Annotated in this window: 13 protein-coding genes; 8 read left to right on the top strand and 5 right to left on the bottom strand. The window is 73.9% G+C overall.

Annotation, left to right across the window (positions count from 1 at the left end):
* Window positions 1-5: 5 nt before the first annotated feature.
* Entirely contained in the window at window positions 6-647 is a 642-nt protein-coding gene (locus AMK27_RS10400) for a TetR/AcrR family transcriptional regulator (protein WP_073904928.1), read from the bottom strand.
* Window positions 648-821: 174 nt separating this feature from the next.
* Here AMK27_RS10400 and AMK27_RS10395 point away from each other — a divergent pair, with 174 nt between their 5' ends.
* The 6 genes from AMK27_RS10395 (at window position 822) to AMK27_RS10370 (ending at window position 7,091) form a co-directional block, all read left to right on the top strand.
* The gene (locus AMK27_RS10395; RefSeq protein ID WP_079188333.1) at window positions 822-1,559 is read left to right on the top strand and encodes a beta-glucanase; all 738 of its coding nucleotides are present in this window, start codon (window positions 822-824) and stop codon (window positions 1,557-1,559) included.
* 178 nt (window positions 1,560-1,737) lie between these two features.
* Window positions 1,738-2,472: a hypothetical protein gene (locus AMK27_RS10390; RefSeq protein ID WP_073904927.1), complete on the top strand. Its 735-nt coding sequence runs from the start codon at window positions 1,738-1,740 to the stop codon at window positions 2,470-2,472.
* A gap of 209 nt (window positions 2,473-2,681) precedes the next feature.
* The gene (gene argC / locus AMK27_RS10385) at window positions 2,682-3,719 is read left to right on the top strand and encodes an N-acetyl-gamma-glutamyl-phosphate reductase (RefSeq protein ID WP_073904925.1); all 1,038 of its coding nucleotides are present in this window, start codon (window positions 2,682-2,684) and stop codon (window positions 3,717-3,719) included.
* On the top strand, window positions 3,716-4,867 hold the full coding sequence (argJ, locus tag AMK27_RS10380) for a bifunctional glutamate N-acetyltransferase/amino-acid acetyltransferase ArgJ (protein ID WP_073904924.1): 1,152 nt from the start codon (window positions 3,716-3,718) through the stop codon (window positions 4,865-4,867). Before argC ends, argJ begins: the two co-directional genes overlap by 4 nt.
* Before the next feature lie 17 nt (window positions 4,868-4,884).
* Complete coding sequence (argB, locus tag AMK27_RS10375; RefSeq protein WP_241847406.1) at window positions 4,885-5,916, top strand: acetylglutamate kinase; 1,032 nt, start codon at window positions 4,885-4,887, stop codon at window positions 5,914-5,916.
* Window positions 5,913-7,091 (top strand): acetylornithine transaminase, encoded by a 1,179-nt coding sequence (locus AMK27_RS10370; RefSeq protein ID WP_073904922.1) that lies wholly within the window; start codon window positions 5,913-5,915, stop codon window positions 7,089-7,091. The genes argB and AMK27_RS10370 overlap by 4 nt, the downstream gene beginning before the upstream one ends.
* A gap of 135 nt (window positions 7,092-7,226) precedes the next feature.
* Here AMK27_RS10370 and AMK27_RS10365 read toward each other — a convergent pair whose 3' ends face one another.
* From AMK27_RS10365 to AMK27_RS10350, 4 genes are all read right to left on the bottom strand, one after another.
* Complete coding sequence (locus tag AMK27_RS10365) at window positions 7,227-8,801, bottom strand: amidohydrolase (protein ID WP_073904921.1); 1,575 nt, start codon at window positions 8,799-8,801, stop codon at window positions 7,227-7,229.
* A 77-nt stretch (window positions 8,802-8,878) separates the two neighbouring features.
* Window positions 8,879-9,754 (bottom strand): ABC transporter ATP-binding protein, encoded by an 876-nt coding sequence (locus AMK27_RS10360; RefSeq protein ID WP_073904919.1) that lies wholly within the window; start codon window positions 9,752-9,754, stop codon window positions 8,879-8,881.
* Complete coding sequence (locus AMK27_RS10355) at window positions 9,751-10,881, bottom strand: FecCD family ABC transporter permease (RefSeq protein ID WP_079188332.1); 1,131 nt, start codon at window positions 10,879-10,881, stop codon at window positions 9,751-9,753. Before AMK27_RS10355 ends, AMK27_RS10360 begins: the two co-directional genes overlap by 4 nt.
* A complete protein-coding gene (locus AMK27_RS10350; protein WP_198955833.1) occupies window positions 10,878-11,975 on the bottom strand; it encodes a FecCD family ABC transporter permease in 1,098 nt (365 codons plus the stop codon). The genes AMK27_RS10355 and AMK27_RS10350 overlap by 4 nt, the downstream gene beginning before the upstream one ends.
* 239 nt (window positions 11,976-12,214) lie before the next feature.
* Here AMK27_RS10350 and AMK27_RS10345 point away from each other — a divergent pair, with 239 nt between their 5' ends.
* Complete coding sequence (locus tag AMK27_RS10345; protein WP_079188331.1) at window positions 12,215-13,912, top strand: ABC transporter ATP-binding protein; 1,698 nt, start codon at window positions 12,215-12,217, stop codon at window positions 13,910-13,912.
* A gap of 74 nt (window positions 13,913-13,986) precedes the next feature.
* The gene (locus tag AMK27_RS10340; protein WP_073905960.1) at window positions 13,987-15,816 is read left to right on the top strand and encodes an ABC transporter ATP-binding protein; all 1,830 of its coding nucleotides are present in this window, start codon (window positions 13,987-13,989) and stop codon (window positions 15,814-15,816) included.
* The last annotated feature ends 69 nt before the right edge of the window (window positions 15,817-15,885 follow it).

Below are 15,885 nucleotides of genomic sequence, written 5' to 3'. Positions count from 1 at the left end.
GTTCCTCAGACGGTTGTACGGGTTTCCGCCGGCGGCGGTTCCGCCGCCAGCAGGGCGAAGGCCTCCTCCACGAGGGCGGGGAGGGCCTCCCGGGGGCCGCCGAGCACCCAGGCGCGGGTGGCGGCCAGGAGCGTGGCGGCTCCCGATCCGACGGCGACGGCGGGCCGCAGGTCGTGTTCCGGGTCGGTGCCGATGCGGGCCGCGACCAGCCGGACCGACGCGGCCTCGCCCTCCAGGAGGACGCGCCGGAGGACGGCGCGGAGCGGGGCGTCGGTCTCGGCGAGGCGGAGGATCTCCCGCACCCCGTCGCGGCGGTGCCAGGCCGGGGTGACCGGATCGGCGAGCCAGCTCCGCAGCGCAGCCCGGTAGGCGGTCAGCGGGGTCTCGCTCGCCGGGCGGGCGGCGAGCGCCTCGTTGATGCGTGCGCAGTCGGCGCGGAAGCCGTCGAGGACGGCCTCCTCCTTGGAGCGGAAGTAGCGGCTGAAGGTGCGGCGGGAGACGCCGACGGCGTCGGTGACGTCCTCGACGGAGACTCCGGCCGGTCCCCGCTCCAGGACGAGCCGCAGCGCGGCCTCGCCGAGCGCCTCGCGGGTCCGCGTCCCCTTCGGGCCGCGCCGCGGAAAGCGGCCTTCTCGCTCGGCACTCATACATGCACCGTACACCCAATAATGTCCCAGTGAGACATTCAAGGTGATTCCCGCGTCACACCACACAACGACCCTTGTGACGACTTGTCGCCAATAGGCCCTATTCCCCGCATGGACGGAGCCCTGCTGGGCAGATCATCGGCGGGCCGACCGCGCCCGCGAGAGGAGCGTGCCGTGCTGTCCGATCTCTTCGACCGGCTGTTCAGACGCCGCGGCTCAGACAGCCGCCCCGGGACGGGCCCCCGCGGACCCGCGCGCACACCGGGGAGGGTCGTGCTCGACGCGGACTTCTCCTCCGCCGAGCAGTGGGTCGCCGGGCGTTCCTGGGCCTATCCCGGCGGCGGGCCGACCAATCCGGGTGACAACAAGCTCGACCACCTCGTGGAGGACCCCGCGTACAGCAGGACGGGCGTCTTCCGGGCGACCCGCCGGCCCGACGGCAAGTGGGACGCGGGGCTGCTCACCACGGAGGGCAGCGCGGAGGCCTTCCTGGTGCGGGCCGAGGACGTCCTGGAGGCGCGGGTGCGCCTGCCCGTGGAGACGGGGGCCTGGCCGGCCATCTGGACCTGGCTCGACGGCGGTCAGGAGATCGACGTCTTCGAGTACCACCCCGACAACCCCGATCTCCTGGAACTGTCGAACCGGGTCAAGGGACGCCACCTCTACTACCGGAACGCGGCGATCCGCCCGGGCGCCTGGGTCGACCTGCGGGTCGAGTTCGGCGCCCGCAACGTGGTGTGGTGGGTGAACGGCGCGCGGGTCTTCGACGACCGCCGCGGCGTGGGGCGTTCCTGGCGGGCGCACCTCATCGTGAACCTGTCGGTCTGCGCGGGCCGCTACCACCCGGCACCGGCCCCCGGAGTCTCGGAGATGTCGTACGAGGTGGCGCAGTTGCGCGTGTACCGGGACTGACGCGGCCGCACGGGCGTCGGCGAGACGGGTCGTGACGGCCCGTGACCCGCGCGGACGCCGGCGACGCGCGCGGAAGGAGGGGGGATGCGGGCCCCGGAGGAACGGGCGTTGCGTAGGCTCGAACAGAGCGTTCCGCGCACTCGCACCGCGCCGCCCGTACGACGAGGAGGACCCTCCCATGCACACCGCCGACGAGGGACGGCAGCAGCAGCTGGACGTGGCCAGCGTGCTCAACGCGAAGACCACCCTCCTCCAGCTCCTCGCCCGGGCGGGGGTCTACACCGGCGACGCGGAGGAGCTCATCGGGCTCGTCGAGGCCGGGGCGCTCGCCCTCGCGCACACGGAGGTCAGCGAGGCTCGGAGGAGCGCTCCGAGGGAGAGGGGTGAGGTCTACGCGTCGGGCTGGTCCGACGGCGCCCTGGCCGCCACCGACGAACTCGGCGCCGTCGCCGAGCGGGCGCTGATCCGCGCCGTCACCACCGGCCCCTCTGCCGACTCCCCCGACGAGCGCTCCCCCGTCGGACGGGCAGAGATGGAGCGGGCCAAGGTGGCGGTCACACCGCTGTACCTCTCGTTCGCCGATGTCTCCGACCTCGACCCCGAGGTCACCGAGCAGGTGCTCGGCGCGGTGCTGCGCACGATGAGCCCGCGGCAGCGGGCCGGATATCCGGGGCGGCTGACGCGGTTCGCGTCCACGCATCACGCGCACCTGGAGCGGTTGTACGCGGAGTACGGCCCGGGCAGCCCGATCGCGATCCACGGCCGGTACTCCCTCGTCCACTCCGCCACCAGCGTGGCCGTGCTGGAACGGCTGGCCGAGACGCCGGCGGCGCTGCACGAGGAGTGGGACGCGGCCGAGCTCCCGCCGGCCTGGCTGGACGGCCTGACCACGGCGTGGGGGTCGCCCGCCTGAGGACGGGGCGGTCCCGCCTCCCACGACTTCTTCAACTCGGCTCGGGGGCAGAGCCGTTGAAATTCCCTCACCTGACGCGGTGCGGTGGATCCGCGATTCCGCCGACGGGACTACTTAGGTTAGGCTAAGTTAAGTTTCGGTGCGCCGACCTGGGGTGTCACCCCGCCGGTGCACCGACGTCCCCCACGCGTCAGGAGAGACGGAAGAACATGACCACACGGGTCGCGGTGGCCGGCGCCAGTGGCTACGCCGGCGGGGAGATCCTCCGCCTGCTCGCCTCTCATCCCGAAGTCGAAGTCGGCATCCTGACCGCGCACAGCAGTGCCGGACGCACCCTCGGCCAGGTGCAGCCCCAGCTGACCTCGTTCGCCGACCGGGTGCTGGCGGAGACATCGGCGGAGGCACTCGCCGGGCACGAGGTCGTGTTCCTGGCCCTGCCGCACGGCCAGTCGGCCGCGCTCGCCCGCGAGTTGGACGCCGACACCCTGGTCGTCGACTGCGGGGCGGACTTCCGCCTGCGCGACCCGGTCGAGTGGAGACGGTTCTACGGCTCCGAGCACGCGGGCACCTGGCCGTACGGGCTCCCCGAGATGCCCGGCGCCAGGGACGACCTGAAGGGGGCGACCCGGATCGCCGTCCCGGGGTGCTACCCGACCGCCGTCACCCTCGCGCTCTACCCCGCACACGCCGCCCGCCTCGTGGAACCCGAGGTCGTCGTCGTGGCGGCCAGCGGGACCTCGGGGGCCGGCCGGGCGGCCAAGCCGCACCTGCTGGGCTCCGAGGTGATGGGGTCCATGACCCCGTACGGCGTGGGCGGCGGGCACCGGCACACCCCCGAACTCACCCAGAACCTGTCCCTCGTGGCGGGCGAGCCGGTGACCGTGTCCTTCACGCCCACCCTCGCCCCGATGCCCCGCGGCATCCTCGCCACCTGCTCGGCACGGCTGCGCCCGCACGTCGCCGACGACGGCCTCGACGAGGTCCGGGAGGTCTTCGAGGCCTCGTACGAGACCGAACCGTTCGTCCGGCTGCTACCGCGGGGCCAGTGGCCGTCCACGGCCTCGGTGCTCGGATCCAACACGGTGCAGGTGCAGGTGGCGCTCGATCCGGCCGCCCGCCGCCTCATCTGTGTGAGCGCGATCGACAACCTGACGAAGGGCACCGCCGGTGGCGCGGTGCAGAGCATGAACGTCGCCCTCGGCCTGCCCGAAGGGCTCGGCCTGCCCACGAATGGAGTGGCTCCGTGACCGTGACCGCCGCCCGGGGATTCCTCGCCAGCGGAGTGGCCGCCGGCATCAAGGCGTCAGGCGATCCCGATCTCGCCCTGGTGGTGAACCAGGGCCCCGCACCGGCCGCCGCGGGAGTCCTCACCTCCAACCGGATCCAGGCCGCACCGGTCCGCTGGACGCGGCGGGTCCTCGCCGACGGCCGGGTCTCCGCGGTCGTCCTGAACTCCGGCGGCGCCAACGCGTGCACCGGCCCCGCGGGCGCCCACGACGCGCGGACGATGGCCGAGCGGACCGCCGTGGCGATCGGGACGACCCCGGACCGGATAGCCGTCTGCTCCACCGGACTCATCGGCGTGCCCCTGCCCATGGAGCGGGTCGCCGCCGGCATCGCCCTCGCGGCGGAGCGGCTCACCCCCGACGGCGGCGAGGACGCGGCCGTCGCGATCAAGACCACCGACTCCGTCCACAAGACCGCCGCGGTGACCCGGGACGGCTGGACCGTCGGTGGCATGGCGAAGGGCGCGGGCATGCTCGCGCCCGGTCTCGCCACCATGCTCGTGGTCCTCACCACCGACGCCGTGGCGGCCGACGCGTCGCTCGACTCCGCGCTGCGCGCCGCCGTACGCACCACCTTCGACCGGGTGGACTCCGACGGCTGCATGTCCACCAACGACACCGTGCTGCTGCTCGCCTCGGGCGCCTCGGGCACGACCCCGGCCGACGAGGACCTCGCCGCGGCGGTGCACGCCGTCTGCCTCGACCTCGCACACCAGCTCGTCGCGGACGCCGAGGGCGCCTCGAAGGAGATCGAGGTGGCCGTCGTCGGCGCCGCGACCGAGGACGACGCCGTGACCGTGGGCCGCTCGATCGCCAGGAACAACCTCCTCAAATGCGCCCTGCACGGCGAGGACCCGAACTGGGGCCGGGTGCTCTCGGCGATCGGCACCACCGACGCCGCGTTCGACCCCGACCGCCTGGACGTGGCCATCAACGGCGTCTGGGTCTGCCGGAACGGCGCGGCCGGGGAGCCCCGGGAGAAGGTCGACATGTCCGGCCGCCGGATCACCGTCACGGTCGACCTGCGCGCCGGCGAGGCGTCCGCGGAGATCTGGACCAACGACCTGACCGCCGAGTACGTGCACGAGAACAGCGCCTACAGCTCATGAGCCGAGGGAGTACGAGAATGAGGACGCTCGGCGAGCAGCCCGCCGCGGGAAGCCTGGACTCCGCGCGGCGTGCGGACGTCGTGCCGCGGCCGCGCTCCGCGACGGGTACGACCGCCGAAGCCCACCCGGGCCCGGTGGACCTCCCGGCCGCGGACGTCCCGTGGTCCGAGGCTCTCCAGGGCCGGACCGTCGTCGTCAAGTGCGGTGGCAGCACCCTGGACGACCCGGCGCTCCGGCGGTCGTTCGCGCAGGACGTCGTCGAGCTGTGGCAGGCGGGCCTGCATCCGGTCGTGGTGCACGGCGGCGGCCCCCAGATCAGCTCGATGCTCGACCGCCTGGCCCTGGAGGTCCGGTTCGAGGCCGGCATGCGGGTGACCACCCCGGAGGCCATGGACGTCGTCCGGATGGTGCTGACGGGCCAGGTCCAGCGGGACCTGGTCGGCGCGATCAACGCCCACGGGCCCTTCGCCGTCGGCATGTCCGGCGAGGACGCCCACACCCTGACCGCCGAACGCCGCCCGGCCTGGGTGGACGGCCGGCCCGTCGACATCGGTCTCGTCGGCGACATCGTGGACGTCGCCCCCGACACCGTACGGAACCTCCTGGCCGGCGGCCGCATCCCGGTCGTGTCCCCCGTCGCGCGCGGTGCGGACGGGCAGGTCTACAACGTGAACGCCGACCTCGCGGCCTCGGCCCTGGCCGTCGCCCTCGGCGCCGACCGGCTCGTGATGCTCACCGACGTCCCCGGCCTGTACGCGGACTGGCCGCGGAGCACCGAGGTCGTCCCCGAGCTGACGGCCGAGGAGCTGGAGTCCCTGCTCCCCGGGCTCGCCGGCGGGATGCTGCCCAAGATGGAGGGCTGCCTGCGGGCGGTGCGGTCGGGAGTCGGCCGGGTGCACGTCCTCGACGGGCGCACGCCGCACGCCGTCCTCCGGGGCGTCCTCACGGAGGAGAATCCCGGCACCACGGTCCTGCCCGACGAGGCGCCGGACATCACGCGGGCCGCCGCCCCGGCCGTCGCGCCGCACGAGGAGGAGCCCCCCGCATGACCGTCACCGTTCCCCTCAGGAACCGCTGGCGTGCCGTGATGATGAACAACTACGGCACTCCCCCGCTGGCCCTGGTCCGCGGCGAGGGCTGCACCGTCTGGGACGAGGCCGGCCGCGCGTACACGGACTTCACCGGCGGGATCGCGGTCAACACCCTCGGGCACGCCCACCCCGCCGTGGTCGCGGCCGTCACCGACCAGGTCGCACGCCTCGGCCATGTCTCGAACCTGTTCGTCGCCGAGCCCCCGGTGGCGCTCGCGGAGCGGCTGCTCGGCCTGTTCGGCAGGCCGGGCGGCCGGGTCTTCTTCTCCAACTCCGGCGCGGAGGCCGTCGAGGCGGCCGTCAAGGCCGCCCGGAGGACCGGGCGGCCGCGCGTCGTCGCGATGGAGGGCGGCTTCCACGGCCGCACCCTGGGCGCCCTGGCGGTCACCGGCCAGCCGGCGAAGCGCGAACCGTTCCTCCCGCTGCCGGGGGACGTGACGCACGTGCCGTTCGGCGACGTCGACGCCCTGCGCGCGGCGGTCTCCGAGGACACGGCGGCGGTCTTCGTCGAACCGGTGCAGGGCGAGGCGGGCGTGATCCCCGCGCCCGAGGGGTACCTGAGGGCAGCGCGGGCCATCACCCGTGCCGCGGGCAGTCTGCTCGTCCTCGACGAGGTGCAGACCGGGATCGGCAGGACCGGCCACTGGTTCGCGCACCAGGCCGTGCCGGGGGTGGACCCGGACGTGGTGACCCTGGCCAAGGGGCTGGGAGGCGGTCTTCCGATCGGCGCCACGGTGGCGTTCGGCGAGGCCGGCGACCTCCTCGGCCCCGGCCAGCACGGATCGACCTTCGGCGGGAACCCGGTGGCCTGCGCGGCCGGCGCGGCCGTCCTCGAGACCATCGCGGCGGAGGGCCTCCTGGAGCACACCGTACGGATGGGTGAGCTGCTGCGGACGGGCGTGGAGGCGCTGGAGCACCCCCTGGTGGCCGAGGTCCGGGGCGCGGGGCTGCTGCTCGGCGTCGTCCTGACCGAGCCGGTCGCCGTACGGGTCCAGGAGGCGGCGCAGGAGGCCGGGTTCCTCGTGAACACGGCCGGCCCCGGGACCGTACGCCTGGCTCCGGCGCTGACCGTGTCGGCACGTCAGGTCGAGGAACTGGTCGAGGCGTTGCCGGCAATCCTGGACGCGCGCTAGGCCCTGTCGTCAAACTCCCTCCTGCCCCGCGGGCGACGACGGGAGTTTGACGACAGCACCTGGCCCGCGTACGGGCCCAGGTCCCACGAAGCGGCCGGCCGACGAGTGCGTCCTCGTCGGCCGGCCGCTTCGGCGTCACTCCTTCACCGGCTCGGTCCGCCCGTCGACATACGTCGCCACGACCTCGATGTCCCCGATCCGCGAGGTCTCGACCGTCCGGGGATCGTCGCCGAGGACCACCAGGTCGGCGCGCTTGCCGGGGGTGAGGCTGCCCGCGCTGTCGTCCCAGTGGCAGGCGTACGCGCCGGCCACCGTGTAGGCGTGCAGGGCCTCGTCGACGGTGACGGCCTCGTCCGGGCCGATCGCCCGGCCGGAGGTCGAGGCGCGTTCGACCATGAACTGGATGGCGCGCAGCGGCGAGCCGTCCGTGACCGGCCGGTCGGAGCTGCCGACGAGGGTGACGCCGTGGTCGAGGAAGCCCCGGCCCCGGTACATCCAGGGTGCCCGCCGCTCGCCCATGACGTCGGCGTAGTCGTCGCCGAAGTAGCGGAGGAAGTTGGGCTGGACCACGGCGCTGACGCCGAGCCGGGCGAAGCGCGGGAGCTGGTCCGGGCGGATCAGGCCCGCGTGCTCCACCCGGTGCCGGGCGGTCGGTCGGGGCCGGAGCCGCTGGGCGCGTTCCAGGGCGTCCAGGGCGAGGTCGGCGGCCCGGTCGCCGATGGCGTGGACGGCGAGCTGCCATCCGGCGAGATGGCCGTCGACGACGAGGTCCGCGATCCGTTCGGGCTCGTCCTGGAACTGTCCGGTGTGGGACATGCCCTCGTACGGCTCGGTGAGCGCCGCCGTACGCGCCATCATGCCGCCGTCGGTGTAGATCTTGAGGGCTCCGAGGGAGAGCCAGTCGTCGCCGAAGCCGGTGCGCAGCCCGAGGTCGAGGGCGCGCGGGATGCCGTCGTCCCGGTGCGCGGCGCGCGGGCGGAGCGTGTCGCCCGCTGCCATGAGCTGGACGCGGAGGGGCAGTCGGCCGCGGTCCCTGAGGAGTTGGTACGCGCCGAGTTCGACGGGGCTGTGTCCGAGGAGGCCGCCGCCGATGCCGGCCTCGGCGCAGGCGGTGATTCCCTCGGCGAGGCAGCCGCGGCCGGCCCGCTCGATCGCGTCCGCGAGTTCCTCCTGGGAGTACGGCAGCCGGAGCCGCCGCACGGCGGTCATGGCGCTCTCGGCGAGGAAGCCGTCCTGGTGCGGCACCTCGGCCGGAAGGAGGTCGAGGACGGCGCTGTTGACGACGCAGGCGTGTCCGGAGTCGTGCATGAGGAAGATCTTGCGGCCCTGGCTGACCCGGTCGATCTCGGCGGCGGTGAGATGGCGTCCCAGGGCCCGCTGGTCGTAGCCGGCGACGTCGACCCAGGCTCCGGGCTCGCCCTTCCGGGCGGCGGCCTCCTCGATGACGGCGAGGACGTCCTCGATCCGCTGGCAGGGGGCGATGCTCGGGGTGTCGGCCTTCAGTCCCGCCCAGGCCAGGTGGACGTGGCTGTCGATGAAGCCGGGCAGCACGGTGGCGCCCTGGAGGTCGACGACCTCGCGGGCGGGGAGCGAGGTCACGGCTTCGTCGAGGCCCACGATCCGTCCCCGCCAGATGCCGAGGTCGTGGGCGACGGGGTGGTCCGGGTCCATGGTGAGAATGCGCGCGTTCGTCAGCCTCGTACAGAGCATGGGCAGTTCCGTTCCCGGTCGCTGTCGCTGTCGCCAGTTGCTGTCGCCTGTTGCTGTTTCTGTTGTTGTTGCTGTCTTCAGGGGGTCTTGGCCATCACGGCGTCGGCACCGGTCGTCCCCGGCTCCGTCCCCCCGGCGTGGGCGTACCCCTTGGGGGCGGCGGGGACCATGAGCGGCGTGCCGGTCTCGGGGTCGGGGATGATCCGGCAGGGCAGGCCGAAGACGTCCTCGACCAGCTCCGCGGTCATGACGGTCGACGGGTCGCCCTCGGCCGCGACGATGCCGCCCGGGCGCATCACGATGAGGTGGGTGGCGTACCGGCAGGCCTGGTTGAGGTCGTGCAGGACGGCCACGATCGTGTGGCCCCGGCGGGCGTGGAGTTCGGCGCACAGGTCGAGGACCTCGACCTGGTGGGCGATGTCGAGGAAGGTGGTCGGCTCGTCGAGCAGCAGGATCTCGGTCTGCTGGGCCAGGACCATGGAGAGCCAGACGCGCTGGCGCTGGCCGCCGGACAGGTCGTCGACGGGGCGGTCTGCGAGTTCGAGGACGCCGGTCTGCCGCATCGCCTCGACCACGGCCTCCTCGTCGTCGGCGGACCACTGCTTCAGGAGGCCCTGGTGGGGGTAGCGGCCCCGGGCCACCAGGTCGCCCACCGTGATGCCGCCGGGCGCGGTGGACGACTGCGGGAGCAGTCCGAGCCGGCGGGCGACCTCGCGGGAGCGGTACGAGGCGATGGCGGCGCCGTCCAGGTAGACCTGTCCGGTGCGCGGCTTGAGCATCCGGGCGAGGGCGGTGAGGAGGGTGGACTTGCCGCAGGCGTTGGGGCCGATGACGACCGTGAAGGAACGGTCGGGGATCTCGACGTCGAGGCCGGTCGCCACCGTCCGCTGGTCGTAGGAGAGGGTCAGGTTCTCGGCGCGCAGGCGGGAGGCCGGACGGTTCGTTGCTGTCATGCGCGGCTCTTTCGCGACTCGGTGACCAGTAGCCAGATGAGGTAGAGCCCGCCGACGCAGCCGGTCGCCGTGCCCACCGGGAGGAGCGCGGGGGCGAAGAGGCGCTGCACGGCGAGGTCGCTCAGGGCGAGCATCACGGCGCCCATGAGGGCGGAGGGCAGCAGGGCCGGGCCCGACGAGCCGGTGATCTTGCGGGCCACCTGCGGCGCGGCCAGGGCGACGAACCAGATGGGCCCGGTCACGGCGGTGGCGAACGCGGCGAGGGCGACGCTGATCACGAGCAGGAGGGTGCGGGTGCGGGGGACGTCGACGCCGAGGGCCATGGCGGTGGTGTCGCCCATCTCGACCATGGAGAGGCGGCGGGAGAGGAAGAAGGCGAGGGGCAGCAGGACGGCGACGGCGATGCCGATGGCCTGGGCGTGGATCCAGAGCCGGTTGCCCAGGCTGCCGATCAGCCAGGACTGCGCCTCCAGGGCCTCCTGGAAGGTGGCGCGGGTGATCAGGTACGAGTTGACGGCGAGGAGCAGGGCGCTGACGCCGATGCCGACCACGACGAGGCGGAAGCCCTGGACGCCCCGGCCGATCATGAGGAGATGGACGGCGAGGGCGGTGGCGAGGCCGCCGACGAGGGCGCCGAGCGCGATCTCGGTCATGCTGCCGTGCAGCAGGACGATGACGACGAGCGCGCCGACGGCGGAGCCGTTGGTGAAGCCGATGATGTCGGGGCTGCCCAGGGGGTTGCCCGTGATGCTCTGGAGGATGGCACCGCTGACGGCGAGGGCCGCGCCGACGCACAGCGCGGTCACCAGGCGTGGCATGCGGAGGGTGTTGACGACGAAGTCGGCGATGCCCGACCCGTTCCCGGTGAGCGCCTGGACGACCTCACCGACGGAGAGGTCGAAGTCGCCGGTGGTGAGGGTGATGCCGGCGACGAGGAGGAGGGCGGCCAGGAGGGCCGCGGTGGCGGCGACGGTTCGGCCCTGGACGCGCAGCGAGACGCTGCCGGAGCGGGTGCGGACGACCCGGCCGGTGACGACCCGGGGCGGGTGCGGCACGGTCGCCGCGCCGGGTCCCTCGCGGGGCGTCGGGTCGGGCGCGGAGGCCTTCGCCTCCCGTACGGCAGTCACAGCATGACCAGCTTTCGGCGGCGGCACAGGGCGATGAACAGGGGGGCGCCGATGAAGGCGGTGACGATGCCGACCTGGAGTTCGCCGGGGGCGCCGAGCACCCGGCCGAGGACGTCCGAGCCCAGGAGGAGGACGGGGGCGATCAGCATCGAGTACGCGAACACCCACCGCTGGTCGGGTCCGACGACGAACCGGGCGATGTGCGGGACGGCGAGGCCCACGAAGCCGATCGGTCCGGCGGCGGCGGTGGCGGCCCCGCACAGGAGCATCACGGCGACGGCGCCCAGGGCGCGGGTCCGCCCCACGTTCACGCCGAGGGCCCGGCCCATCTGGTCGCCCATGGCCAGCGCGTTGAGCGAGGGCGCGAGGACGAGGGCGAGGACGAGGCCGGTGCCGATGAACGGCAGGGCCATCACGACGATGTCGTAGTACCGGCCGGCGAGGGAGCCGACGGTCCAGAAGCGGAACTGGTCGAAGGCCCGCGGGTTGAGCAGCAGGACGGCCCAGTTGAAGGCGTACAGCACGGCGGTCACGGCGGCGCCGGCGACGACGAGCCGCTCAGGGGAGGCGAGTTTCCGGCCCGAGGAGCCGAGCAGGTAGACGCCGACGGAGGCGGCGGCGGCACCGGCCAGGGCGAACCAGACATAGCCGAGCGGGGCCGCGACGCCGAAGAAGGCGATGGCGACGACGACGCCCGCGGAGGCGCCGAGGTTGACGCCGAGCATGCCGGGGTCGGCGAGCGGATTACGGGTCAGGGCCTGCATCAGGGCGCCGGCCAGACCGAGGGCGAGGCCGACGAGGACGCCGAGGAGGGTGCGGGGGATGCGGTAGTCGTGGATGATGACCGACGTCTCGGACCCGTCGGGGTTCCACAGCGCGTCCCAGGTGGCGGTGAAGGGGATGCCCCGGGTGCCCACCCAGACGCTGAGCAGTCCGACCAGGACGAGGGCGGCGAGGCCGACGACCAGTCCCAGTCCCCGTAAGGCGGCGCCGGTGCGGCCCGATCCTCGTGCGCCGGGACCCGTGGCTGTCTCCGCGGGTTGCTCCTGGGGCTGCTGTCCCTGCACCACCCGGGATTCGACGGACAACGACAACTCCCCCTGGCGGCGGTACAGATGTACGGCGGGAACCTGCCGGCGCGAGACCGAAGGATCACGACTTAGGTGAGGCTAACCGAACCGTGTCCCGAGGTCAACGCGCCCGGCAGGACCTCTCCGGCGCCTCTCCCACCTCGCCCGGAACTCCCCCGGACCTCCTCCGGGACCCGCCCCGACCCCCGCCGGACTCAGAGTAGGCTTACCTAACCAACCATCTACCTCCATAGAGGAGTCTCATGCCAACGGGCGGACCGACGGGGGGACTTGTCCTCCGCCAGGCGATCAGAGGACAACGCCGCCGAGTGATCACGGCGTCTCTGCTCGGTATGACCCACCAGGGCTGCGAGGCCCTGGTGCCGGTGGTCATCGGCGCCACCATCGACACCGCAGTCGCCACCGGCTCCACCTCGGCGCTGCTGCGCCTGCTCATCGCCCTCGCCGTGCTCTTCCTGGTCCTGTCGACCTGCTACCGCGTCAGCGCCCGGATCACCGAGGGCAGCGGCGAACTCGCCGCGCACCGGCTCCGGCTCGACCTGGCCACCCGGGTGCTCGACCCCCGGGGCGGGGCCGACGCGAACCGCCTCCCCGGCGCGCTGACCAGCATCGCCACCAACGACGCCCGCCGCGTGGGCTCGGTGGCCACCATCATCGCCTACGGGGTGTCGGCCGTCGCCGCCCTCGTGATCAGCGCCGTCGCACTCCTCAGGATCTCCGTCCCCCTCGGCCTGCTCGTCCTCCTCGGCATCCCGCCGCTGCTGTGGCTCGGGCACCGCATCAGCCGACCGCTCGAACAGCGCAGCGAGGCCGAGCAGGAGCGGGCCGCCCACGCCTCGGGCGTCGCCGCCGACCTCGTCTCCGGACTCCGCGTCCTCAAGGGCATGGGCGCCGAGTCGGCGGCCGTGGCCCGCTACCGCACCACGAGCCAGGACTCGCTGTCCGCCGCCCTGCGCGCCGCGCGCAGCCGGGCCGGGCACGAGGGCGCCGTCCTCGCCCTGACCGGCGTGTTCATCGCCGTCATCGGCGTGGTCGGCGCGTACCTCGCCATGGACGGCAGCATCAGCGTCGGCGACCTGGTCGCCGCCGTCGGTCTCGCGCAGTTCCTCCTCGGCCCGTTCCAGCTCCTCGGCTACGTGAACGCCGAGCTCGCCCAGGGCCGCGCCTCGGCCAAGCGGATCGCCGAGGTCCTCGCCTCGCCCGAGGCCGTCGGGACCGGACACGACGTGCCCGCCGACGGAGCGGCCGGACACGTGGCCCTGCGCGGGGTGACACTCGGCACCCTCAAGGGCGTCGACCTCGAACTCCCGGCGGGCAGCCTGACCGGCATCGTCGCCCGGGACGCCGCCGCCGCCAACGACCTCCTCGTCTGCCTGGCCCGCGAGGCGGACCCCGCCGAGGGCGCCGTCGAGCTCGACGGCGCGCCGCTGACCTCGCTCGACCCCGACGCGCTGCGCCGGGTCGTCCTGGTCGCCCACCACGACGCCGACCTGTTCGAGAGCACGCTGCTCGACAACGTCCGGGCCGGGGCCGCGGACGACACCGCCGCCGTCGAGCGAGCCCTCAGGGCCTCGGCCGCCGACGACGTCGCCCGGCTCCTCCCGGACGGCGGGGACACGCTCCTCGCCGAACGCGGCCGCTCGCTCTCCGGAGGCCAGCGCCAGCGCGTCGCCCTCGCCCGCGCGCTCGCCGCCGACCGGCCCGTCCTCGTGCTGCACGACCCGACGACCGCGGTGGACACCGTCACCGAGTCCCACATCGCCGCCCGGCTGCGCGAGGTCCGCCGCGACCGCACCACGATCCTGGTCACCACCAGCCCCGCTCTCCTCGCCGTGACCGACCGCGTGATCGTCCTGGAGGACGGCGCCGTACAGGCGACCGGACGCCACACCGAACTCCTCGCGGCCGACGCGACCTACCGTGCGGCGGTGCTCGCATGACGCTCGCCGACGAGACACGGACGGACAGCCGGCCGCAGCGGGACGAAGGACGGAAGAGGGAGACGGACCAGACCATGAGCGGAACCAGCCCGGACCGCGTGCTCCTGCCGACCGCCACCGGCGCCGAGTCCGTCGCGGCGCTCCGCACCATGCTGCACGGCCACCGGCTGCTCGCCGCGGTGGCGATCGGCGTGCTCGTCGCCGGCACCGCGGTCGGACTGCTCACCGCTCCCCTGCTCGGGCACATCGTGGACCTCGTGGTCGACAAGAAGGGCGCGGCGTCACTCACCCTCCCGCTGGTCCTGCTCGTCGTCGTCGCCGTCGCCAGGGGCGCGGCCGCGGCCGTCGGCAGCACGCTGGTGGCCCGGCTGGGCGAGACCGTCCTGGCCGCGCTGCGGGAGCAGTTCATCGAGCGGGCGCTGCGGCTGCCGCTCGACCGGGTCGAGGCGGCCGGTTCGGGCGACCTGGTCTCCCGGGTCACCAGCGACGTGTCGATGATCGGCAAGTCGGTGCGCCAGGCCCTGCCCGAGTTCAGCCGCTCCGCCCTGACGATCCTGCTCACCTTCGCCGGACTCGCCGTCCTCGACTGGCGCTTCCTGATCGCGGCGCTCCTCGCGTCTCCGGTCCAGGTGCTGTCGGTGCGCTGGTACATGCGCCGGGCCGCGCCCGTGTACGGCGAGCACCGCGTCGCGACCGGCGCCCTGCAGCACCAGCTGCTCGACAGCGTCGGCGGTGTGCGGACGGTACGGGCGTTCCGCCTGGACGGCACCCACACCGAGCTGCTGGAGAAGCGGTCCGCGGCCGCCCGCGACCTGGGCCTGCGGGGCATCCACATCGTCACCGGCTTCTTCTCCCGCCTCAACCTCGGCGAGTTCATCGGCCTCGCCGCGATGCTCGCGACCGGCTTCTTCCTCGTGGACAACGGCTCGGTCAGCATCGGTACGGCCACGGCCGCCGCGCTGTACTTCCACAGCCTCTTCAACCCGATCAACGCGACCCTGTACCTCCTGGACGACGCCCAGTCGGCAGGGGCGAGCTTCGCCCGCCTCGTCGGCGTGTCGAACCTCCCCGCGGAGCGGGCCGAGAGCGAGGCGCACACCGTCGCCGACGGCTCGGTCGAGGTGTCCGGGCTCAGCCACGCGTACGGCTCCGGCGCGCCGGTCCTGCACGAGGTCGACCTGCGGGTGCGGAGCGGGGAACGGGTGGCCCTGGTGGGCGCGAGCGGCGCGGGCAAGACCACCCTGGCCAAGCTCATCGCCGGAGTCCACAGCCCCACCGGGGGGTCGATCGCCCTCGGCGGGACCGACACCGCGGAGCTGGGCCCGGCCGGGGTCCGCCGCGCGGTGGCGCTCATCAGCCAGGAGGTGCACGTCTTCGCCGGAACGCTCGCCGACGACCTGCGCCTCGCCCGGCCCGAGGCCGACGACGAGCAGCTTCGCGCGGCACTCGACCGCGTCGACGCGCTGGAGTGGGCCGAGGCGCTGCCCGAGGGCCTCGCCACGGTGGTCGGCGAGGGCGGGCACCGGCTGACGGTGACGCAGGCGCAGCACCTGGCCCTGGCCCGGCTGGTCCTCGCGGACCCGCCGATCGCGATCCTCGACGAGGCCACCGCCGACGCGGGCAGCGCCGGCGCGCGCGTCCTGGAGGACGCGGCGGCACGGGCCCTGGAGGGCCGCACGGGGCTGCTCGTCGCCCACCGGCTGCCGCAGGCCGCGGCCGCCGACCGGGTGGTCGTCCTCGACCAGGGCCGCGTCGTGGAGACCGGCACGCACGAGGAGCTGGTGGCGGCGGGCGGCCGGTACGCCGTCCTGTGGGCCGCGTGGTCGGCCAGCCGCCAGGAGCCCGGGGAGCAAGTGCCGCGGCCGGCACCGGACCCCGACGCCCAGGCCTCACCGGTCGCCTGACGCCGGCGGCGGTACGCCCGAGGGCGCGGTACGACGAAGGGGGCGGTACGACGAGAGTCGTACCGCCCC

Source organism: Streptomyces sp. CB02009 (assembly GCF_001905825.1).
In the GTDB taxonomy this organism is placed as follows: domain Bacteria; phylum Actinomycetota; class Actinomycetes; order Streptomycetales; family Streptomycetaceae; genus Streptomyces.
This window is presented reverse-complemented; position numbering and strand designations above follow the sequence as displayed.